This window comes from Flavobacterium gelatinilyticum, assembly GCF_027111295.1.
In the GTDB taxonomy this organism is placed as follows: Bacteria; Bacteroidota; Bacteroidia; order Flavobacteriales; family Flavobacteriaceae; genus Flavobacterium; species Flavobacterium gelatinilyticum.
Genome location: NZ_CP114287.1, coordinates 4380835 through 4403409, shown reverse-complemented (window position 1 = coordinate 4403409; position 22575 = coordinate 4380835). Strand labels below are relative to the sequence as shown.

The following is a 22575-nucleotide window of genomic DNA, read 5'->3' as shown; positions in this document are numbered from 1 at the left end:
CTTACATGAAAACCATCATTTTATCTGCCCTTTTATTCTTGTCTTTAATCAGTTCTGCCCAGATTAAAGGCACCATAACCGATGAAAAAGGAAATCCGCTGCCTTTTGTTTCTGTATTTGAAGAAAACACATATAGCGGCACAACCTCTAACGAACAAGGTCAGTATCAGCTGCAGATAAAAGAAATTGGCAAAAACCGAATCGTTTTTCAATATCTTGGATTTAAAACTCAAAAAATAATTATTTCTCCGGATTCTAAAAATCTGACTTTAGATATAAAAATGCAGGAAGAAAGCTTTGCATTAAATGAAGTCGTTATTGATCCTAAAAACAATCCTGCCAATGCCATTATTAAAAGTGCCATTGCAAACAGAAAAGAAAACTCTGAGAAAACAGCACGTTTTACAGCTGATTTCTATTCTAAAGGGATTTTAAAAGTAAAAGATTTACCCAAAAAAATCCTCGGCCAAAAAGTTGATCTCGGACCGGATTTATCATCTAATTTAGATTCTACCGGGACAGGAATTTTATACTTGTCCGAAACTATCTCGAAAGTCTCTTTTCAAAAACCGGATAAATTAAAAGAAACAATCACTGCTTCTAAAATTTCAGGAAACAATAAAGGCTTCAGCTATAATACAGCTGCATTATCGACTTACGATTTTTACGACAATACTTTAGAATTTGATATAAACCTCATCTCTCCTATTGCCGTAAATGCTTTTAGCTACTACAAATACAAACTCGAAGGCAGTTTTTATGATGATAATAAACAACAGATTTATAAAATAAAAGTCATTCCAAAACGAGACAAAGAACCTGTTTTTGAAGGTTACATTTATATAGTCGACGACAGCTTTGCAATTTATGCCCTCGATTTGGACATAAAGGGCTATCGAATGAAAAACGAATTTACTGAAGTAATGAATCTCAAACAAAGCTACAGTTACAATTCGCAAAACAAAATATGGACAAAAAACTCACAGACATTATCTTTTAACGCCGGCGGTCTGGGTATAAAATTTTCAGGTCAGTTCAATTATGTGTATTCAAATTATGAATTTCCGGATTCATTTGCTAAAAAAACATTCGGGAACGAAATTGTTGCTTTTGATTTGAATGCCAATAAAAAAGATGATGCTTTCTGGAATACAATTCGTCCGATTCCGCTAACACTTGAAGAAAGTACCGATTATACAAAAAAAGACAGTCTGCAGACCATTCGGAAATCTAAAAAATATACCGATTCTATTGATGCCAAAAACAATAAGTTCAGGATCTGGGATATTTTAAGGGGTTATGATTTTAAGAACACTTTCAAAAAATATTCTTTTAAATATGATGGCTTACTAAACCTGACTTCGTTGAGTTTCAATTCAGTTCAGGGTCTTAATCTGGATTCTGGTTTTTCTTTTAAAAAATGGAATGAAGAAAATGGAAAAAGCACTTCTGTAAGCACTACTTTTAACTATGGTTTTTCAGATGAACGTCTGCGCGTTATTGGCGAATTCAGCCACCGATTTAATAATATCAATTATGCTTCGCTATACGTTTCGGGAGGAACAAAAACCGCTCAATTTAACAGCGCAGAACCTATTTCTAAATTTGTCAATTCTGTAAGCTCTTTATTTTTTAAGAATAATTACATGAAATTGTACAATCTGGAATTTGCACAAATCAGTTATTCTCAGGATATCGCAAACGGAATAAATTTAAATGCAAAAGCAGCTTACGAGCAGCGAAAACCGCTTTTTAACACAACGGATTATTCTTTTTTTAAAAGAGACGATATTTATTCGTCAAATAACCCTCTGGCTCCAAATGATTTCACTTCATCTGCATTTGATCCTCATCATTTAATAAAAACAGACGTAAATATTCGAATTAATTTTGGCAGCAAATACATTTCAAGACCGGACGGAAGGTTTAATTTTAAAGATGAAAAATACCCTTCGATCTTTTTAGCTTTTGAAAAAGCTTTTGCAGCGAGCGAAAAAAAATATGAATTTGAAAGAATTGGAGCGGCCATTCAATATGATCTAAAACTAAATAATAAAGGAGTTTTAGGAATGAATCTTAAAGCAGGTAAATTTTTTAATGCCGAAAATATCTCTTTTATAGATTACCGGCACTTTAACGGAAACCAAACGCATATTGGAACAACTGACCGTTATTTGAATGTTTTCAATCTGATGCCGTATTACTCCAACAGTACAAATGACCGTTATTTAGAAATGCATCTTGAACACAACGACATGGGATTTGTAACGAATAAAATTCCGCTTCTGAATCTTTTAAAATCAACCATGAATATCGGATTTCATTCTCTTGCAATCCCCGGCCAAAAACCATATTCTGAATTTACAGTTGGTTTAGACAACTTAGGTTTCGGAAAATTTAAACTTTTCAGAGTTGATTATGTACATTCGTATCAAGGTGGTATTCAGCAAAACGGTGTAGTATTTGGGCTGAAGATTTTGAATGTTTTAAATTAGAAGTTCAAAGAAACAAAGCGACAAAGTTATTACTGTCTTATAAAAAAAAGCCGTTTAAATCTTTATGTCTGGTTTCACGCTGATTTTACAGATTTAAACGGATATTTTTTGATTCTCTTTACGCGGGCTTCGACTTCGCTCAGCCCGAAAAAAAAATACTAATCTCTAAAATAAACCTTAGCAACTTAGAACCTTTCAACAATGATAATCATCCGGTTCAATATGGATTAAAACATGTCCGAGTTGTGGAATTTCTTCTTTTAAAGCATCCTGCAATTTATGCGAAAGATCATGTCCTTCTTTAACTGAAATCTTAGCCGAAACAATCGCATGAAGATCTACATGGTAACGCATTCCGGCTTTTCGGATATAACATTTTTCTGTTCCAAGAATTCCCGGTACTTTCAAAGCTGCAACACGAATTTCTTCAACTAAATCATCATTTAGGTTTTCATCCATGATTTCGCCAAGGGCCGGTCTGAAAATTTTATAACTGTTATACAGAATAAAAAAAGCAGCAAATAGTGCAGCCCAGTCATCTGCAGATTCATAGCCTTTGCCCATAACCAATGCGGCCGAAATTCCAACAAAAGCGGCAACAGAAGTTATAGCATCACTTCTATGATGCCATGCGTCAGCCGCCAAAGAGGAACTATTGGTTTGTCGGCTTCTTTTCATTACCAGTCTAAACGAATATTCTTTCCAGATAATAATGGCTCCTAATACATAAAGTGTCCATGATTTTGGCAAATCATGGGACGTCTGGATATTGGCGATACTTTCGTAACCAATAATTGTAGCCGATGTAATTAAAAATCCAACTACCAAAAACGTAATCAATGGTTCTGCACGGCCGTGGCCATAAGGATGATTCTCATCGGCAGGTTTGTTAGAATATTTAATTCCAAACAAAACCAGACAGGACGAAAATATATCTGTTGTTGATTCGATTGCATCTGCAATCAGGGCATACGAATTGCCAAAAAAACCTGCGAGACCTTTTACAAGGGCCAGGCAGGTGTTTCCAACTATACTAAAGACAGTAGCTTTTATAGCTTTTTGTTCGTTTGTCATTTATGACTATTTTTTTTCGCCGCTCCCGATAGCTGTCGGGATCACGAATTTATATCTTCAAAGATTTTCAAAAATAAATCCGTGAATCGCTTCGTTTTTCGCTATCGTTCGGGTTGCGGTAATAACTTTATGCTCTAACGATTTTAGCTCCAATTGCTCTTAAACGCTCGTCGATACGCTCATATCCGCGATCAATCTGCTCGATATTCTGGATTGTGCTTGTTCCTTTTGCAGAAAGCGCCGCAATTAATAATGAAATCCCCGCACGAATATCAGGAGATGACATTGTTGTTGCTTTTAATTGAGATTCGAAATTATGTCCCATAACGACAGCTCTGTGCGGATCACATAACATAATTTTTGCACCCATATCAATTAATTTATCCACGAAAAACAAACGGCTTTCGAACATTTTTTGGTGAATTAAAACATCTCCTTTTGCCTGTGTTGCCACAACCAAAACGATACTTAATAAATCTGGTGTGAATCCCGGCCAAGGTGCATCAGCAATAGTCAGGATCGAACCGTCAATATCTGTTTTTACTTCATATCCATCTTTGTGAGCCGGAATGTAAATATCATCGTTACGCTTTTCAATTGTAATTCCTAACTTTCTAAATGTATTTGGGATCAAACCTAAATTTTCCCAGCTTACATTTTTAATTGTGATTTCACTCTTTGTCATAGCGGCAAGACCAATCCATGATCCAATTTCAATCATATCCGGAAGAATTGTGTGCTCACATCCTCCAAGGCTTTCAACACCTTCGATAGTCAATAAATTAGAACCAACTCCGGTAATTTTAGCTCCCATAGAGTTTAACATTTTACACAACTGCTGTAAGTATGGCTCGCAGGCAGCGTTGTAAACAGTAGTTTTTCCTTTTGCCAAAACAGCAGCCATTACAATATTTGCTGTTCCGGTTACAGATGCTTCGTCTAAAAGCATATCAGTTCCCTGAAGTCCTTCTTCAGGAGTTTCTACTCCGTAAAAGTGATCTTCTCTGTTGTATCTAAACTTTGCTCCAAGGTTAATAAAACCCTCAAAGTGTGTATCTAATCTACGGCGTCCGATTTTATCTCCTCCCGGTTTTGGAATATATCCTTTGCCGAAACGAGCCAAAAGCGGTCCAACAATCATAATAGAACCACGAAGCGCCCCTCCTTCTTTTTTGAAAGCTTCCGTTTCTAAATATCCAACATTTACCTCATCTGACTGAAAAGTAATTGAACCCGGTTCATTGCGTTGGATTTTTACACCTAAATTACCCAGCAAAGTGATTAATTTATTGATGTCAATAATATCAGGAATGTTATTAATTTTCACCTTCTCTCCTGTCAAAAGCACGGCACATAAAATTTGTAACGCCTCATTTTTTGCTCCCTGCGGAGTGATTTCTCCTTTTAGAGGTGTTCCTCCTTCGATTTTAAAAATTCCCATAGATCTTTGTTAAGGTTCTGAGGTTCTGAGATTCTGAGGTTCTAAGCTAAAAAATCTTAGCTTCTTAGTTCCTTAGCATCTTAGCACCTTATTTTATTTCTGATTATTATTTTTTTGAAATGTTTTTTTCTGACCGCCTTTGTTATTATTTTTATTGTTTTGGGGTTTTGCCTGACCGCCCGGAGTGGTTTTGTTTGACACTCTTTTGTTGGTACGCATTAAATCTGTAGTATTTAAAAGCTCTTCTGTACTGTGCAGCAAGTTGATTTTTCCGCCTGACAATTCGTATAAATGCTCAAAAATAACGTCGTCTTTTACAGTGTCTTTGTTCCAGCTCAGGAAAGATTTTTTCATATGATTGGCAATTACCATTACCAATGCATTTTTCATTTCTCCTTCTTCCCACTTATTGGCAACATCAATCATGTATTTAATGTTGTTTCCGTAAAATCTGTATTTTGGAAAGTTCTGCGGATACTGTAAAGTTTCCGGCTTTAACTGCAGAACGTCTCTTGACGGAATAGGATAAGGAGATTCAACATTCAGTTTAAAATCAGACATAATAAAAAGCTGATCCCATAATTTATGCTGAAAATCCGGCACATCACGCAAATGCGGGTTTAAGCTTCCCATAACCTGAATGATGTATTTCGCCGCTTTGTTGCGCTTTTCATCATCTTCGATTGCAGTAGCCTGATCGATCAGTTTTTGCAAATGACGACCATATTCCGGAATTATTAATCGTTGTCTTTCAGAATTGTATTCTAAATTATAAACAACGTCGCTTGCGGCTTCTCTTTTATATTTTTCGATCATAATTTTTATAATGATACTATACCTTCAATAGTCGAAACTTCTTTGTATTTACTAATCACATCATCAGAGCTGTTCATAGTAACATCTATAGAAACACTGGTAAATTTACCGGTTTTAGATTTTGTTGTTTTAATAACTGCGCCCATTCTGTCAAAAGCTTTTTCTACTCTCTCTACATTATCTGCAACAGATGGTACAATGAATTTATACAAGTATTCTGCAGGCCAGGTGTTTGCATTATCAAGCTCCAGTTTTAATCTCTCGTAAAATTCGGCGGTATTTTTTTCTTTATCGTTCTCCATTCGTAATTAAAAATAAACGCAAATATACGTTTTTGATTTCAGAATTTTTAGATTTTTTCTATTGAAAAAAGGTTCAAAATAACAAAGGCGCAAAGGTGCAGAGAAAAAAGCAATAGAAGATTATTTCTTTGTAAAATTTCCTCTTATATTTGAGAAAAAACTTTGCGTTTTAGCGCCTTTACGAGAATAAAACACTTTATAATGAAAAAATTCCTCTTCTTCCTTTTTACATCTTTCACTTTTTACAGCAGCAACGCTCAAGAAGTTAAAACCCTGACATATTTCCAAAACGATACTTTAAAACTAGATTTAGATTTATATCTGCCAAAGAAAAAAACGGACGAAAAAATTCCGTTGATTCTGTTTGCATTTGGCGGCGGATTCTCAGGCGGAGAGCGTACAAGCGAAAAAAACTTTGGTTTATTTATGGCTCAAAATGGTTATGCCGTTGCCAGTATTTCGTACAGTTTGTATATGAAAGGGAAGGATTTTGGCTGTAAAGGAACGTTAACCGAAAAAATAAAAGCAATCCAAATTGGCGTAAGCGATATGTGGCAGGCAACCGGTTATTTAATCGAAAATGCCAGCAAATACAATCTCGATACTTCAAAATTCTTTATTTCAGGAATCAGTGCCGGTGCCGAAATTGGTTTTCATGCTTCTTTCTGGGATTACAAACTGATGAATTTATACAAAAGCAATCTGCCTGAAAGTTTTAAATACAAAGGGTTTATAGGAGGTTCAGGCGCAATTCAGGATATTAATTTGATTACCAAAGAAAAAGCAATTCCGATGTTATTGGCTCACGGAAACAATGACGACACAGTTCCGTACAGCGCAGGTTCGCACCGTTCGTGCCCTACAAATGCTTCGGGCTGGCTGATTCTTTTTGGTTCATACGCAGTTTACAATCAGATGAACGATTTACATAAAGACGTTGAGCTGATTACTTTTTGCGGAGGCGGACATGAATTTTCCGGTTATCTTTTTCACCAGGGACAGCAATATGTTTTGGATTTTGTGAATAATGTATTGAATGATAAAAAATTCCAATCGCATTTGATTATCCCTTCTAATAAAAAAGGGAAAGATTCTGAAAAATATTCTTTTTGTGAGTAACGCTTAAATAAAGATGAAACAAATCGTTTTTACGTCAACCTTAGTACTGCATCTTTTTATTATTTATACTCTTAAACTACTGGACAATTTTTTATTGATAATTTTGATACTAATTGCTTCTGTAACTATTGGGTTTGTAATTAGAAAATTTTCAGAAAATAAAGAATCTGCGCAAAATTTAGGATCAGGTATTTTTTATGGTTCTATAACATCATTAATCATTCTGACAGTATTCAGCTTTTGGCTGAGCAATAATTTCCCGGGATAAAGATAAAATTGACAAAAGATATTTCTTGAAAGTATTATTTGGTCTCCTTCAAGGTTTTTATAACCTTGAAGATATTTATTTTCTGATCTAAACGCGAATTACATAATGTTAGAGAAATATATCTTCCAAATCAGGGTCTCAAAACAAGAACTTTATTTATAAAATATCAAATCTTTCGTTTCTGAGAAATATTCTTTTTAATTATAAATAAGTTTAGGTAAATTTGCGCTTTATTTTTAGAATAGTGCAAAAAGAAATCATAGTCCTGCTTGGCGGTCCTGGTACAGGAAAATCTACACTTATAAACGAATTAGTCGCTCGTGGCTATTGCTGTTATCCCGAAATTTCCAGAGAAGTTACGCTCGAAGCTCAAAAAAGAGGTATCGAACAATTATTCCTTGAACAGCCCTTATTATTTAGCGAAATGCTCCTCGAAGGACGTATTCAGCAATTTAAAAGTGCCGTACAGGAACCCGATAATGTAGTTTTTATCGACCGCGGTATTCCCGATGTTGTCGCTTATATGGATTATATTGGCGATGAATATCCTGAATATTTTATAGATGCCTGCGAGAACTATAAATACTCTAAAACATTTATTCTGCCGCCTTGGGAAGAAATTTATAAAAGTGACACAGAACGTTATGAAAATTTCGAACAGGCATTAGAAATCCAGAAACATCTTATCGAAACTTATAAGAAATACGGTTACGATTTAATTGAGGTTCCGAAAGATACAGTAGAAAACAGAATTCTTTTTATCTTAGACAAAATTTAGCAGCCGGTTTTAAAGTTGCAAAACTAGAAACTGATTTCTACATTTTTAACTTTAAAACACAGGTCATGCAGGAAGCACAAGACATTCTTTTAAAATACTGGAAACACCAAGGTTTCCGACCTTTGCAAAAAGAAATAATTGATTCGGTTTTAGAAGGTCAGGACACTTTTGCTCTGCTGCCCACGGGGGGCGGAAAATCGATTTGCTTTCAGGTTCCGGCCATGATGCAGGAAGGAATATGCCTCGTAATTTCGCCTTTAATCGCTTTGATGAAAGATCAGGTGGCTAATCTGCAAAAGAGAGATATTAAAGCCATTGCCCTTACGGGAGGAATTCACACCGAAGAAATTATTGATCTTCTGGACAACTGCCAATTTGGGAATTACAAATTTCTTTATCTTTCTCCGGAACGTCTTCAGTCAGACTGGATTTTGGAACGAATAAAGAATCTCCCAATTAATTTAATCGCTATTGACGAAGCGCATTGTGTTTCGCAATGGGGCCATGATTTCCGACCTGCTTACTTAAAAATTTCGGAACTAAAAAAATACTTTCCTAAAATTCCGTTTTTGGCCTTAACCGCAACTGCAACTCCAAGAGTCGTTGAAGACATTAAAACCGAATTAGGATTAAAAGACACCAAACTTTTCCAAAAGTCTTTTGAAAGAAAAAATATCGCATACATGGTCTTTGAAGTCGAAGACAAATTATACCGTGTTGAACAGATTTTAAAGAAAAATCCACAGCCTTCTATTATTTACGTACGTAACCGAAAATCTTGCCTGAACATGTCTACACAGCTACAGTCATTAGGATTTAGGGCAACGTATTATCACGGCGGACTTTCGGCTCAGGAAAAAGACAAAAACATGCAATTGTGGATGTCGGAACAGGCACAGGTAATTGTCGCTACAAATGCGTTTGGAATGGGAATCGACAAAGACAATGTAAAAACGGTTATCCATACCCAATTGCCCGAAAATTTAGAAAATTATTATCAGGAATCCGGAAGGGCGGGACGTAACGGCGAAAAATCATTTTCGGTTTTGCTTTTTAATAACTCAGATGCCAATCAGACTGAACAGCAGTTTCTGAATATTCTTCCGGATAAAAAATTCCTGAAAACGATGTACATTAAATTGTGCAATTATTTCCAGATTGCTTACGGCGAAGGAATAGACGAATCCTATTCTTTTAAAATGAATCACTTTTGCAATAAATACGACTTCCCTACTCTTAAAACTTACAATGCACTGCAGTTTTTGAATCAACAGGGCATTATTACGATGTCTCAGGAATTTTCGGAAAAAGTTACGATGCAGTTTTTAATTGAATCTAAAGAAGTGATTCGGTATATGAGTCTGAATCCGAACGAAGAAGAAATTATTCTGGCGATTTTACGAACCTATCCCGGAATTCACGAAATGAAAACAGCATTAAACCTTCCGTTACTGGCAAAAAAATCAAATCACACCGAAGGACAAATTACGGCTGTTTTGGAAAAACTGAAAGAGAAAGAAATCATCGAATACAAATCGAAAAACAACGATGCTACTATATTATTTAATGAAGTCCGTGAAGATGATTTGACGATAAACCGTGTTTCGAAATATCTGGAAAAACAAAACAAACTAAAACGCGACCAGCTTTCATCTGTACTTTATTATATAAAAGAAGACAAAACATGCAAAAACCGTTTGGTTTTGGATTATTTTGGAGAAAAAGCCGATTCAAACTGCGGGGTCTGCTCCTATTGTATTACCCAAAAAGGAAAAATAACCGAAGCTGATTCTATTGCAGATAAAATTCTTCATCTGCTAAAAGCAACTGCTTTAACATCAAGAGAAATTCAGAATCAGATAAAACTCGACACAAAAGATGTTCTGGCAGTGATTCAGGAATTATTAGAAAACAATCATATCGTTATTCAGGCGAACAATAAATACACTTTAAAATCATAATGGAAAAATTACGAATTATATTTATGGGAACTCCGGAGTTTGCGGTTGGAATTCTGGATACCATTCTTAAAAACAATTACGAAGTTGTGGGCGTTATTACGGCTGCTGATAAACCGGCAGGACGCGGACAAAAAATAAAATACTCGGCTGTAAAAGAATATGCACTCGCGCACAACCTGACTTTATTACAGCCCGTAAATTTAAAAGACGAAAGTTTTCTGGCTGAATTAAAAGCTTTAAATGCCAATCTGCAAATTGTGGTTGCGTTTAGAATGCTTCCAAAAGTAGTTTGGGAAATGCCAAGTTTAGGAACATTTAATCTTCACGCTTCTTTACTGCCAAATTATCGCGGCGCAGCGCCAATTAACTGGGCGATTATTAATGGTGAAACCAAAACTGGTGTTACAACATTTTTTATAGATGATAAAATTGATACCGGAGCCATGATTTTAAATTCGGAAATCTCAATTGAACCTACAGAAAATGCAGGACAATTACACGATAGATTAATGAATTTAGGAAGCACAACTGTAATTGATACTTTAAAAGTAATTGAAAACGGAAATGTGACCACAACTATTCAGGAAGATAATGACGAAATCAGGACAGCATACAAGTTAAACAAGGAAAACTGCAAAATTGACTGGACAAAATCAGGAGAGGAAATCAACAATTTAATACGCGGTTTGAGTCCTTATCCTGCTGCATGGTGTTTCCTGAATGATAAAAATGAAAATTTAAATATCAAAATCTACGAGGCTAAACTGATGCCGGACAGCCATTCTTATGAGATTGGAAAGTTAATTAACAGTAAAAAAGAAATTAAAGTTGCAATAAAAGGAGGCTTTATAGAGTTATTAAGCCTACAATTACCGGGAAAGAAGAGAATGCAGGTGTCGGAATTATTAAACGGCATTACTTTTTCTGATGAAGCAAAGATGCATTAAGCTCAGTAAAACAGGGGTTTGTACCTGTTTTTAGTCGATAAACAACGTGCTTTATGAACAAAAAAAGCAAGTTATCAACAATTATTGCTAAAATTAAAGAAAACACTTGCACGCAACGGATTTCCTACTAAATTTGTGTATTAACATTTTTTTTTAACCAACAATTAATAACTAATTATTATGAACAAATCAGAATTAATCGATGCTATCGCTGCTGATGCAGGAATTACAAAAGCTGCGGCAAAATTAGCTTTAGAATCATTTTTAGGAAATGTAGGAACTACTTTGAAAAAAGGCGGAAGAATTTCATTAGTAGGTTTCGGATCTTGGTCAGTGTCTGCGAGAGCTGCTAGAGATGGTAGAAATCCTCAAACAGGAAAAACTATCAAAATTGCTGCAAAAAATGTAGTAAAATTCAAAGCTGGAGCTGAATTAGAAGGTGCAGTGAACTAATTAGTTAAAGTTCGCTAAACTAAGATAATATAATTAAAACCCTCCTTATGGAGGGTTTTTTTATGCGGTTTAACGATTTTTTTTGCGATTTTAAAAATTTTATGATTAAATTTAAAGAAAATTGTAGCCGTATGATTTCAGAAAAATTAAAAAAAGGACACCTGCTTATTGCCGAGCCTTCAATAATTGGAGATTTATCTTTTAACAGATCGGTAATTTTATTAGCAGACCATAACAAAGAAGGATCAATAGGATTTATCATTAATAAACCTCTAAAATATACTATTAATGATTTAATTCCGGAGATTGATGCCAATTTCAAGATATATAACGGAGGCCCGGTTGAACAAGACAATCTGTACTTCATTCATAACATTCCTGAGTTAATCCCAAATAGTGTGGAGATTTCTAACGGAATATATTGGGGAGGCGATTTTGAATCGACCAAAGACCTGATTAACAACGGAGCGATAACCAAGAATAACATTCGTTTTTTCTTAGGCTATACCGGTTGGGATGAAAATCAGCTTGAAAGCGAAATGCAGGGCAACTCCTGGATCATTGCCGATAATAATTACAAGAATAAAATTATCGGAAAATCGACCACCCATTTTTGGAAGGAACAGATCATTGAACTGGGAGGCGATTACGTTATCTGGTCAAACGCACCTGAGAATCCATATCTGAATTAATTTTCAGAAATGGATTCATTTAGCTTTTGCACTAATAAATGAGCCAGATTACTTGTAAACTCCTTTTTTCGGTATTTAGTTATCGGCTGTATTCCCGTGATAACATTTGTAAGGAATAATTCGTCTGCTTTTTGAAGATCAAATGGCGAAATTATTTCCTCTGTTACCTCTATGCCTTCAATTTTCTTAGCCAGAGCTAAAATCTGTTTACGCATAATTCCGTTTAAACAGCCTTCAGATACTGGCGGGGTAATCAGTTTTTTACCCGAAACCATAAACAAATTACCTTGTAAAGCTTCTATAACATTTTTTGCATCATTTACCAGCAGGCAGTTTGCCAAACCGTTTTCATGCGCAAAAATACTTCCGGTAACATTTATCATTTTATTGGTCGTTTTAATAGACGACAGCAATTGTTTTGTTACATAAAAGTCTTTGTATAAATCTACTTCGTATTCTGCTGTATTTAAAACATAAGAAGTGTTTTCAAGAGGGGCCGCATGAATTAAATATGAAATCTCATTTGTTGTTGGGAGATACAAACCGCCGTCATTTCTAAAAACGGTAATTCTTGCTCTTGCCGATGCTGTGATACCTTTTGCCTGAACGAAATTTAAAATCTGTTCTTCAAAATATTCCATAGTGAAGTTCATTGGAATTTCCATTCGCACAACACGCATCGAAGCCATTAACCTGAAATAATGATCTTCGAGGAACAAAATTTTGTTATTGATTATTTTTACGGTTTCAAAAACGCCGTCTCCATAAAGAAAAGCACGATTTTGAGTTAATATATTTTCTTCCTGTACTGTGTTTCCGTTAAAATTGATCATAAAAAAACCCTGAATTTTGTTCAGGGCAAATATAAGGTATAAAATAGACTTTTACTAAACAGAACCAATAAGATGTTTCAGATCTGAGATCTGATTCTCCCACAATTGTTTAGCCTCTCCTATTTCTTCTTTATCAGCAAAATCAACTACCATTAATGATACATCTTTAGTTAATTCATCAACTAAAATATGCAGTTCAAAAAAGTATTCAGTGTCTTTACTGCTTTCGTCAACCCATTTGAACTTCACTTTTTCGCCTGATTTTTTAGAAGCCAGACGTGCTTTTTCCTGTGAATCATTCCAGATAAAGGTAAAAAATTCACCTCTTGAGTTAACGTTGTCAGCAAACCATTCTGATAAACCTGACGGCGTTGATATATATTGATACAATAACTGCGGCGAAGAATTGATCGGAAACTCGATTTCGTAACGTATTTTTGAATCCATGTGCTACTTTTAATTTTTTTGGAAATATAAGAATATATGTCCAAAAACAATGCGTTTTTAAAAATATTTTTTTTTCTTCAAAATATTCTTGTTTGCTTTAATATTATTTCTATCTTTGCACCCGCAATCACGAATTCATGATAGCAGTCCAGGCGAGGTAGCTCAGTTGGTTAGAGCGCAGGATTCATAACCCTGAGGTCACGGGTTCAACTCCCGTCCTCGCTACAAGGTAAAACACCACTTTTTTCAAAGTGGTGTTTTTTTTTTTTGCTTAAAACAATTTGACAAAATGGAAGAGTTTGTAGTGTATATCTTATTCTCAGAAAAATTCAATAAAAACTATACTGGATTTACTTCTAATCTAATTGAACGTTTTAAATCTCATAATTTACTTGCTACAAAGGGCTATACTGCAAAATACAGACCTTGGGAAGTTGTTTATGTAGAATTTTTCAATTCTAAAAATGAAGCCATCAAAAGAGAAAAATATTTCAAAACCGGAACCGGAAGAGAATTCATTAAAAAACTAATCGATTCTCTTTAAAAGCAAGGATTCTTATCCGCCGCGGCGGACACGGGTTCAACTCCCGTCCTCGCTACAAGGTAAAACACCACTTTTTTCAAAGTGGTGTTTTTTTTTTGCTTAAAACAATTTGACAAAATGGAAGAGTTTGTAGTGTATATCTTATTCTCAGAAAAATTCAATAAAAACTATACTGGATTTACTTCTAATCTAATTGAACGTTTTAAATCTCATAATTTACTTGCTACAAAGGGCTATACTGCAAAATACAGACCTTGGGAAGTTGTTTATGTAGAATTTTTCAATTCTAAAAATGAAGCCATCAAAAGAGAAAAATATTTCAAAACCGGAACCGGAAGAGAATTCATTAAAAAACTAATCGATTCTCTTTAAAAGCAAGGATTCTTATCCGCCGCGGCGGACACGGGTTCAACTCCCGTCCTCGCTACAAGGTAAAACACCACTTTTTTCAAAGTGGTGTTTTTTTTTGCTTAAAACAATTTGACAAAATGGAAGAGTTTGTAGTGTATATCTTATTCTCAGAAAAATTCAATAAAAACTATACTGGATTTACTTCTAATCTAATTGAACGATTTAAATCTCATAATTTACTTGTGGCAAAAGGCTATACTGTAAAATACAGACCTTGGGAAGTTGTTTATGTAGAATTTTTCAATTCTAAAAATGAAGCAATTAAAAGAGAAAAATATTTGAAAACCGGAATCGGAAGAGAATTCATTAAAAAACTAATCGATTCTCTTTAAAAGCAAGGATTCTTATCCGCCACGGCGGACATGGGTTCAACTCCCGTCCTCGCTACAAGGTAAAACACCACTTTTTTTAAAGTGGTGTTTTTTTTTTGCTTAAAACAATTTGACAAAATGGAAGAGTTTGTAGTGTATATCTTATTCTCAGAAAAATTCAATAAAAACTATACTGGATTTACTTCTAATCTAATTGAACGTTTTAAATCTCATAATTTACTTGCGGCAAAAGGCTATACTGTAAAATACAGACCTTGGGAAGTTGTTTATGTAGAATTTTTCAATTCTAAAAATGAAGCCATCAAAAGAGAAAAATATTTCAAAACCGGAATCGGAAGAGAATTCATTAAAGAACTAATCGAATCTCTTTAAAAGCAAGGATTCTTATCCGCCGCGGCGGACACGGGTTCAACTCCCGTCCTCTATAAAACACAAAACCCTTAAACATCATTTGTTTAAGGGTTTTGTCTTTTAGTTATCTCTCGTTATAATAACGAGCACTAGGCAGGATTTTTTGTAAATTATGATCTTTGACAATAAAAAAAATATAAAATAAGGGAAATAAGTGCAATTAAAAACATTATTTTGCAGTAGGTAATTTACAAACAATGGATATAGTCAAATTTAAAATCACATCTAAAACAATAAAAGTAGAAGTTCGCAATTCGAATAATTATGTTTTCAATTTTAACTCTGCTTTAGACATTAAGAAAGAAGACAAAGATGTTTTATTAAGACTTTATACGGCATTGGACCTTCTTTTTAAAAAAGAAAATACTCCGGAAGTAAAAAACTACATTTCTCCAAATCAAACCAATATCCTGGATCAGATTTCTGCAGCCGACAATTTGGAGGAAGAAAGCAAATAATTCAGACATTATTCTGTAAACAAAAAACACCACTTAAAAAGTGGTGCTTTGCTTCAATTATCATTCGGTGGTAATGTATACTTTTGTTTTTACAATTTCGCCGTTGACTATTTTTTCATATCGGTTTTTATATTTTTCAACGTTGTCATTTCCTGTAAAATCTGATTTCGTAATCATTTCAGAATATGTTATTTTGCCGTTGCTGTCAAAATAATGTTTCTGTATAATTTCATCATCTATATTAAACGAACTCGTTACAAGCATTCGCTTTTCATTATTTATTTCTTCGATTGTATTATCTGACAAGTTTTCCGAGAACCCGAATGTTTTTGTCTTTGGATTAAAGATATAAATATTGATCAGATCAGTCATAGCCGTACTGCCCTTACTGGTAATTAAAAAATCTTTGAGCCCGTCAAAATTTAAATCTTTAAAGTGCTCGTTAAAATAATCAGCCGCATTAAAATCATTTTCGAATATAGATTCATCTGAATAACTCAGCAGAACACGATTCGTTTTGTATTCCAATAACTCTATTGTTGTTTTTACAGAAGCAGAATCAATTTGCTTCCAATTGCATTTAATACCATTAACATCAAACGGCTTACCTACTTTTACAATAGTATCGACTTTAGCTTCAGTATTTTTCTTTTCTGAAGGCGTCTCTTTACTCACATCATTTTTCGTCTTTTCTGTTGTATTTCTACAACTTACCAAAAACAAAACAACCAACACACAGAATAACTGTTTCATATCAATCTAAGATTATTAATTTTATAATTAGGCATAAAAATACTGCAAAGTAAAGATACATTTCGAAAATAAAAAAACTCTTTTAGTCTGTAACATTTTTTAATAACTGCGTCTAATTATACAATTAAATTACGGTTCTTTGCAGCGTATTACATTCACAACTCGAAATCACTTCGTTTTCTATACAATAATATTGATTTCAGTGAGTTTAGACTAGTTAAAACTAGCTGCGATTTTTTTCGTTATGGATAATAGAAAGTTTATTATAAGTTTAAAAAAAGGTAATGAAGCCGCTTTTAAAGAAGCCTATTTCAATTACTACGATAAACTGATAAATATTGCCAGACGTTTTAATTCTTCTGTACTCACTCCGGAAGACTTTGTTCAGGAAACCTTTATCCGATTGTATAATAAAAGAGAACTGCTTAACGAAGAAGTTTTGTTTGACAAACAGTTATTTACCATCTGCAAAAACATCATTATCAACCACGTTAACAGAGAAAACAAAATAATTCAGCTTGATCCTTCTCAGGTAAGCATTGCACAGGAAGAAACTGATTCAGGAATTTTTGAGGACAGAAAAGAAAAATTACATAATTTTATTAATCAGCTTCCGGAACAGCAGCAAAAAATATTCACTCTACACAAACTGGAAAACCTTAGCTATAAGGAGATTGCAGAAATAACGGATCTTTCTGAAAAGACCATTGCCAATCATATTTATCTCGCCAGTAAATTTATTCGAAAAAAAATCGAAAACCATTAGGAACTTTTGCATTCTCGTTTGTTATACCTAAAAATAACAACACAAAAATGCATATTGAGGCTTATAAAACAAATGTCAGAACAAAGAAAGATGCAAGCTTGCTTGTAGCGCTTCTGCAATTCGTCATTTCTGACTGTATCATAAATTTCGACAAGCAAGGGCGTGAAAACATCCTGCACATCGAAACCAACAGAGATATTAAAGAAATGGTTTATGGTGTTTTTACAAAACAAGGATTTCATTGTCAGCTTATCTAACACCAAAAAAAATGGACAAGGAAAAATTAGACAACGAATTTGAAAAATTATGGAATGAAACTCCGGTTTCAAATCCCGAAGGCATCAAAGAAGCTTCCTGGAAGAAATTTCATTCTGAAACTTTTGCTATCAAAAAGCAAAAGTCTAAACCATGGCGTTATTATGCCGCTGCCACGATTTTACTTTTTGTTCTTATTGGAACAGGAATGTATTTTAACACCGAAAATGAAACGGAAAATGTTGTTCTGGCCGGAAATGTAATCGAAAACAAAACAACAAAAATCAAACAGGTTATTTTACCCGATAGTTCAAGAATCGATTTAAGTCCGGATTCGAAAATTTCGTATGCCGATAATTTTGCTTTGAACAGAAAGATTGAAGTCGTTGGAGAAGCTTATTTTCAGGTAAAAAAAGACAAACAGCATCCTTTTCTGGTTTTTTGTAATGAAACGACAACTACTGTTTTAGGAACCTCTTTTACCGTGAAAGGTTTTAAAGAAAAAGAAGTCACGGTCGAACTTTACGAAGGAAGCGTTCAGATGAATGTAAAAGGCCGGGATCAGAAATGGATTTTAAAACCGGGTGAAAAATTTACTTACGGAAACCATGGTGCTTCAATATCTGAGTTCAGCCGTTTTGTAGATTTCGACAACGAAAAACTAACAGTCGTAAGTACTTACATTGAAGAAAATTACGGCTATAAAGTAATTCTCCCAAAAGAATATCAAAATCAGAAAATCACCATTAGAATCAACAAGAAAGAAGATTTAAAAACGATTGTTCAATTACTATCAGAAATGTATAACCTAAACTTTGAAATAAATGAAGATCTAAAACAGATTGCTTTTCAATAGAAAAGAAAAAGGATGTAAGCCGCGAAACTACACATCCTTCTCATAGTCAGGATAACACGAGGTTATTCCAGTTAATAATATTCAAAAATACAAAATTTCATGAAGCATATAATTTCAGCATGCTTTTTTTTATTCAGTTTATGTATATCCGCTCAGAGCGTTACAGTAACTGTAGATCAAAATGTAACCTTAAAAGAATTCTTTAAGCAGATTGAGAATCAAACCGATTTTAAATTTGCTTTTACTGATCAAATCGACACCAATCAAAAGTATTTTACAAAAAAAAGCACCTTTAAGCAAACCGAAATCGAAAAGCTTATAACTGAACTAAACAAAAGTGCATCTATACAGTTTTCTATTGTGGGCAACAATATTTTTGTAAAACAAAAATCTCAGGCTCCAAAACCGGCTAAAAAAAAAAGCAGGCTGACAGGGCAGGTTTTTGATGATACCAAACAATCCGTTATTGGTGCCAATGTTTATATTAAAGAATTGGAAGTTGGTGCCGTAACGGATATGAACGGAAAATTCAGCATCGAAATCCCAAACGGAAGTTATACGGTTTCTATAAGTTACATAGGTTTTAAAAACAGAGAAAAACACATTACTATTTCTGATGACACTACTCTAAATTTCAATATAGAATCTGACAGTCAGGAATTAGAACAGGTGATTGTAACAAGTAACAAAGCTGCTGATATCAAAAATACTCAAATGAGTGTGAGCCGGCTGACTATGCAGGATATAAAACGAATTCCTGTGGCAATGGGCGAAGCAGATCCTTTAAAATCAATCCTGACACTTCCGGGAGTTACCAATGCCGGAGAAGCTTCTTCGGGATTTAATGTCCGCGGCGGTGCTGCCGATCAGAATTTGATTCTTCTTGACGGTGCTCCGGTTTATGCTGATTCGCATATGTTTGGTTTTTTCTCCATTTTTAATGCTGATATCGTTAACGGACTGGATTTGTACAAAGGAGGAATTCCTTCCCGATTTGGAGGACGTGTTTCTTCTGTACTTGATGTAACACAGCAGACAGGTGATTTTGAAGATTATAAAGTAAACGGAGGTGTTGGAGTAATCTCCAGCCGGCTTTTGGTTCAGGGCCCGATAAAAAAAGAAAAAGGTTCTTTTATTCTTGCCGGACGTACATCATACGCACATTTATTTATGAAACTGGCCGATAATAAAAATTCTGCTATGTTTTATGATTTCAATGCTAAATTAAATTATCGCTTAAATGCCAATAATACAATTGCTTTTTCGGGTTATTTTGGAAGCGATGTGTTCGATATAAACGATCGTTTTTCGAGTTCATACGGAACTACAATGGGAATTTTAAGCTGGAAACATAAATTTTCTGATAATTTAAACACCAATTTATCTGCTTTTTACAGCGATTACAAGTTCAATCTGGGAATGCCGATAGAAAGTTTCGAATGGGACAGCAACATCAAAAGTTACGGCTTAAAATACAACTGGAACCACCAGGTAACCGAAAAATTTAAACTTAATTACGGAGTCGATGGTTTGTATTATGATTTTAATCCCGGAGTTGTGCGTCCAACTGCGCAGGGGTCTTCATTTAACTACAAACAGCTGGATAAAAAATATGCTTTAGAAGCTTCTGCTTTTATTGATTTTGAAAACCAGATTACCGAAAAACTTAATTTCCGCTACGGACTTCGTTACAGCACGTTTTATCGTTTAGGTTCAGAAACCATCAGCACTTACGCAAACAATCAGGCTGTGGTATATAATCCTTTATATAATATTTACGAAGAAGGAGTTCCTACAGGAAGCGTTTATTACGGAAAGGGAAAAACCATCAGCAGTTTTGATAATTTCGAACCAAGAGCTGCCTTATCGTATGCTTTTAATGATGAAACTTCGGTAAAAGCGAGTTACAACAGAATGGCGCAGTACATTCATATTTTATCGAATACACAATCACCATTGCCTATGAGCATCTGGACGCCAAGCGGACCTTTTACAAAACCGCAGTTATTAGATCAATATGCAGTAGGATATTTCAGAAACTTCCATGAAAATGATTATACTTTTGAAGGAGAATTGTTTTACAAGAACGTTCAAAACCGTATCGATTATATTGACGGTGCCGATGTCTTGGCAAACAATAATGTAGAACAGGTTATCCTGAACGGAAAAGCGAGATCGTACGGAATGGAATTATTATTTAGAAAAAACAGAGGTATTTTAACAGGATGGGTTTCGTACACATTATCTAAAGCCGAACAAAAAACACCGGGAAGAACTCCTGATGAACCAGGCGTTGCCAATGGTAACTGGTATTTATCCGGCTACGACAAACTGCATAATTTAAGTATAGTTGGAAATTATGAATACAGTCCAAAATGGTCTTTTAATGCTAACTTCACGCTGCGTTCCGGCCAGCCTGTAACGTATGCCGGTTCGTATTATGAATTTGGAGATATCCACGTTCCTAATTATTCGCTGCGAAACGAAAACAGACTTCCTCTGTTTCATCATCTTGATGTTGCGGCAACCTATACACCTAAACCGGACAAAAAGAAAGGCTGGCAGAGTTACTGGGTATTCAGCATTTACAATCTTTACAATAGAAAAAATGCCGCTTCGATCAACTTTACAACAAATGAAGATACAGGAGCAAATGAAACCCGAAGATTGTCGATTTTTGGTATAGTACCCGGCATTTCTTATAACTTTAAATTTTAATGCAATGAACAGATTAAAACAATATACTATAATGAACAAAGCGCTTGCATTACTAAGTCTTCTTTTCGTTTTTTCTTTCACATCATGCGAGGATGTTGTAAACCTTGATCTTGATGCCGGAGAAACCAAACTGGTAATCGATGCTGAAATAATCTGGAAAAAAGGAACTACCGGAAACGAACAAACCATAAAAATCAGCAAAACGGCACCTTATTACAGTACCTCAACACCAAAAGTTTCAGGCGCACAGGTACGAGTTGAAAACAGCAGCGGCAATGTTTTTACTTTTAATGAAACCGAAGCCGGTGTATATGTTTGCACTGATTTTGTTCCTGTTATTGGTATGGAATACAAATTATTTGTTCAGGCCGAAGGACAAACTTTTACGGCATCAGAAAAACTAACCTCAGTAACGCCAATTACGAAGATAGAACAGGCTCTTGTTCCTGACTTTGGAGGAGGTGAAGATGTTATCGAAGTTACTTTTTATTACAACGATCCGGCGGACCAGCAGAATTTTTACCTGACGGATTACCGAAGTGAATTTTTAATATTTCCGGAATACGAAAATACCGATGATGAGCTGTATAACGGAAATGAAATTAAAGCCCGCTATTCTCACGAAGACATGATGCCGGGCAATACATTAGATATTACACACAGAGGGATTTCTAAAAACTTCTTTAATTATATGAAATTAATTCTGGACGCTTCAAATTCAAATCCGTTTTCTGTTCCTCCCGGAAACATTAGAGGAAATATCGTGAACACAGCAGATTCTAAAAATTATGCCATGGGGTATTTCAGACTCTGCGAAGCCGATGTTGTTTCTTATTTAGTGAAATAAAACCGCATCTTTTGCAATATAAAAAGTCCTTAAACGATTCTGTTTAAGGACTTTTTATTTACATCTTATTTTCCCAATTGACTTTCTCAATCTGATATATAAAATTCATTTTTGGTGCTTCGCCAAAGTAAGCCACTTCTTCTTCACCAATTTTTTCGGCCCCTAATCTCGAAATGGCAATCTGCGACCGAAGGTTAAGAGAACCAATATGAAACTTAACTTTTGAAACGTGCTGAAAAAGATACTCCAGCATCGTTCGTTTTACCGCAGGATTAAAACCATTTCCCCAATGTGATACCGCATAAAATGTATAGCCTATAAAAATGCTTTCATCCTCCGGATCAGGATCGTAAAATCTCGTACTGCCTATTACATCTCCGGTTTCTTTATCCACGATTTTAAAAGCACCTTTACTTTTTACAGCGCCTTCAAAAAATTTTTCAAAAACTTCTTTCTTCCATCGGTCTTTGTTTGGGTGCTGTTCCCAGATTTTAGGGTCTGAAGCTGCCTGATACAAAACATCAAAATCCTTTTCTTCTAAAGGATACAGAATACAAAATTCATTTTCTAATACGGGCTGTAAATTAAAACTCATAGC

25 protein-coding genes and 1 tRNA gene are annotated in these 22575 nt (G+C 34.7%); 18 read left to right on the top strand and 8 right to left on the bottom strand.

The genetic code is table 11. The features are described 5' to 3' along the window. The first annotated feature begins 5 nt into the window (after positions 1–5). Positions 6–2495 carry a DUF5686 and carboxypeptidase regulatory-like domain-containing protein gene (locus OZP11_RS18910; protein ID WP_281232065.1) on the top strand — a complete coding sequence of 830 codons (2490 nt, stop codon included), beginning with the start codon at positions 6–8 and terminating at the stop codon, positions 2493–2495. 195 nt (positions 2496–2690) lie between these two features. Here the strand turns inward: OZP11_RS18910 and OZP11_RS18905 are convergent, their stop codons facing one another. From OZP11_RS18905 to OZP11_RS18890, 4 genes are all read right to left on the bottom strand, one after another. Then, on the bottom strand, positions 2691–3569 hold the full coding sequence (locus OZP11_RS18905) for a cation diffusion facilitator family transporter (RefSeq protein WP_281232064.1): 879 nt from the start codon (positions 3567–3569) through the stop codon (positions 2691–2693). A gap of 127 nt (positions 3570–3696) precedes the next feature. Beyond that, complete coding sequence (gene murA / locus OZP11_RS18900) at positions 3697–5010, bottom strand: UDP-N-acetylglucosamine 1-carboxyvinyltransferase (RefSeq protein WP_281232063.1); 1314 nt, start codon at positions 5008–5010, stop codon at positions 3697–3699. 93 nt (positions 5011–5103) lie between these two features. Continuing rightward, positions 5104–5826: a DUF4290 domain-containing protein gene (locus OZP11_RS18895; protein ID WP_281232062.1), complete on the bottom strand. Its 723-nt coding sequence runs from the start codon at positions 5824–5826 to the stop codon at positions 5104–5106. 5 nt (positions 5827–5831) lie between these two features. After that, on the bottom strand, positions 5832–6128 hold the full coding sequence (locus tag OZP11_RS18890) for a DUF493 family protein (protein WP_281232061.1): 297 nt from the start codon (positions 6126–6128) through the stop codon (positions 5832–5834). Between the two features lie 201 nt (positions 6129–6329). Between OZP11_RS18890 and OZP11_RS18885 the strand changes: the two genes are divergently transcribed. From OZP11_RS18885 to OZP11_RS18860, 6 genes are all read left to right on the top strand, one after another. Further along, complete coding sequence (locus OZP11_RS18885; RefSeq protein WP_281232060.1) at positions 6330–7247, top strand: alpha/beta hydrolase family protein; 918 nt, start codon at positions 6330–6332, stop codon at positions 7245–7247. A gap of 512 nt (positions 7248–7759) precedes the next feature. Beyond that, complete coding sequence (locus OZP11_RS18880) at positions 7760–8293, top strand: AAA family ATPase (protein WP_281232059.1); 534 nt, start codon at positions 7760–7762, stop codon at positions 8291–8293. A 65-nt stretch (positions 8294–8358) separates the two neighbouring features. Further along, complete coding sequence (locus tag OZP11_RS18875) at positions 8359–10254, top strand: RecQ family ATP-dependent DNA helicase (protein ID WP_281232058.1); 1896 nt, start codon at positions 8359–8361, stop codon at positions 10252–10254. Further along, entirely contained in the window at positions 10254–11201 is a 948-nt protein-coding gene (gene fmt, locus OZP11_RS18870) for a methionyl-tRNA formyltransferase (RefSeq protein WP_281232057.1), read from the top strand. Before OZP11_RS18875 ends, fmt begins: the two co-directional genes overlap by 1 nt. A 180-nt stretch (positions 11202–11381) precedes the next feature. Then, positions 11382–11654, top strand: coding sequence for an HU family DNA-binding protein (locus OZP11_RS18865; protein ID WP_012022249.1), 273 nt, complete (start codon positions 11382–11384; stop codon positions 11652–11654). A gap of 131 nt (positions 11655–11785) precedes the next feature. Continuing rightward, positions 11786–12346 (top strand): YqgE/AlgH family protein, encoded by a 561-nt coding sequence (locus tag OZP11_RS18860; protein ID WP_281232056.1) that lies wholly within the window; start codon positions 11786–11788, stop codon positions 12344–12346. Here the strand turns inward: OZP11_RS18860 and OZP11_RS18855 are convergent. After that, a complete protein-coding gene (locus OZP11_RS18855; RefSeq protein WP_281232055.1) occupies positions 12343–13179 on the bottom strand; it encodes an aminotransferase class IV in 837 nt (278 codons plus the stop codon). The genes OZP11_RS18860 and OZP11_RS18855 overlap by 4 nt on opposite strands. Positions 13180–13233: 54 nt before the next feature. After that, entirely contained in the window at positions 13234–13626 is a 393-nt protein-coding gene (locus OZP11_RS18850; RefSeq protein ID WP_281232054.1) for an START-like domain-containing protein, read from the bottom strand. Positions 13627–13777: 151 nt separating this feature from the next. Between OZP11_RS18850 and OZP11_RS18845 the strand changes: the two genes are divergently transcribed. The 6 genes from OZP11_RS18845 (at position 13778) to OZP11_RS18820 (ending at position 15782) form a co-directional block, all read left to right on the top strand. Next, positions 13778–13851: transfer RNA gene (locus OZP11_RS18845), tRNA-Met, on the top strand. A gap of 64 nt (positions 13852–13915) precedes the next feature. Next, positions 13916–14170: a GIY-YIG nuclease family protein gene (locus tag OZP11_RS18840; RefSeq protein ID WP_281232053.1), complete on the top strand. Its 255-nt coding sequence runs from the start codon at positions 13916–13918 to the stop codon at positions 14168–14170. A 117-nt stretch (positions 14171–14287) separates the two neighbouring features. Continuing rightward, a complete protein-coding gene (locus OZP11_RS18835) occupies positions 14288–14542 on the top strand; it encodes a GIY-YIG nuclease family protein (RefSeq protein ID WP_281232053.1) in 255 nt (84 codons plus the stop codon). Positions 14543–14658: 116 nt separating this feature from the next. Then, complete coding sequence (locus OZP11_RS18830) at positions 14659–14913, top strand: GIY-YIG nuclease family protein (protein ID WP_281232052.1); 255 nt, start codon at positions 14659–14661, stop codon at positions 14911–14913. A gap of 117 nt (positions 14914–15030) precedes the next feature. Next, positions 15031–15285, top strand: coding sequence for a GIY-YIG nuclease family protein (locus tag OZP11_RS18825; protein WP_281232051.1), 255 nt, complete (start codon positions 15031–15033; stop codon positions 15283–15285). 236 nt (positions 15286–15521) lie between these two features. Beyond that, positions 15522–15782, top strand: coding sequence for a hypothetical protein (locus OZP11_RS18820; RefSeq protein ID WP_281232050.1), 261 nt, complete (start codon positions 15522–15524; stop codon positions 15780–15782). 60 nt (positions 15783–15842) lie between these two features. Here the strand turns inward: OZP11_RS18820 and OZP11_RS18815 are convergent, their stop codons facing one another. After that, entirely contained in the window at positions 15843–16535 is a 693-nt protein-coding gene (locus tag OZP11_RS18815) for an XAC2610-related protein (protein WP_281232049.1), read from the bottom strand. A gap of 244 nt (positions 16536–16779) precedes the next feature. Between OZP11_RS18815 and OZP11_RS18810 the strand changes: the two genes are divergently transcribed. The 5 genes from OZP11_RS18810 (at position 16780) to OZP11_RS18790 (ending at position 21977) form a co-directional block, all read left to right on the top strand. After that, a complete protein-coding gene (locus OZP11_RS18810) occupies positions 16780–17301 on the top strand; it encodes an RNA polymerase sigma factor (protein WP_281232048.1) in 522 nt (173 codons plus the stop codon). A 47-nt stretch (positions 17302–17348) separates the two neighbouring features. Next, entirely contained in the window at positions 17349–17558 is a 210-nt protein-coding gene (locus tag OZP11_RS18805; RefSeq protein WP_281232047.1) for a hypothetical protein, read from the top strand. Positions 17559–17569: 11 nt separating this feature from the next. Further along, a complete protein-coding gene (locus OZP11_RS18800; RefSeq protein WP_281232046.1) occupies positions 17570–18412 on the top strand; it encodes a FecR family protein in 843 nt (280 codons plus the stop codon). Positions 18413–18511: 99 nt separating this feature from the next. Beyond that, a complete protein-coding gene (locus OZP11_RS18795) occupies positions 18512–21130 on the top strand; it encodes a TonB-dependent receptor (RefSeq protein WP_281232045.1) in 2619 nt (872 codons plus the stop codon). A gap of 4 nt (positions 21131–21134) precedes the next feature. Beyond that, on the top strand, positions 21135–21977 hold the full coding sequence (locus tag OZP11_RS18790; protein WP_281232044.1) for a DUF4249 domain-containing protein: 843 nt from the start codon (positions 21135–21137) through the stop codon (positions 21975–21977). A 58-nt stretch (positions 21978–22035) separates the two neighbouring features. On the opposite strand, the gene OZP11_RS18785 is transcribed toward OZP11_RS18790, so the two are convergent. Next, positions 22036–22572 (bottom strand): GNAT family N-acetyltransferase, encoded by a 537-nt coding sequence (locus tag OZP11_RS18785; RefSeq protein ID WP_281232043.1) that lies wholly within the window; start codon positions 22570–22572, stop codon positions 22036–22038. Positions 22573–22575: the final 3 nt, after the last annotated feature.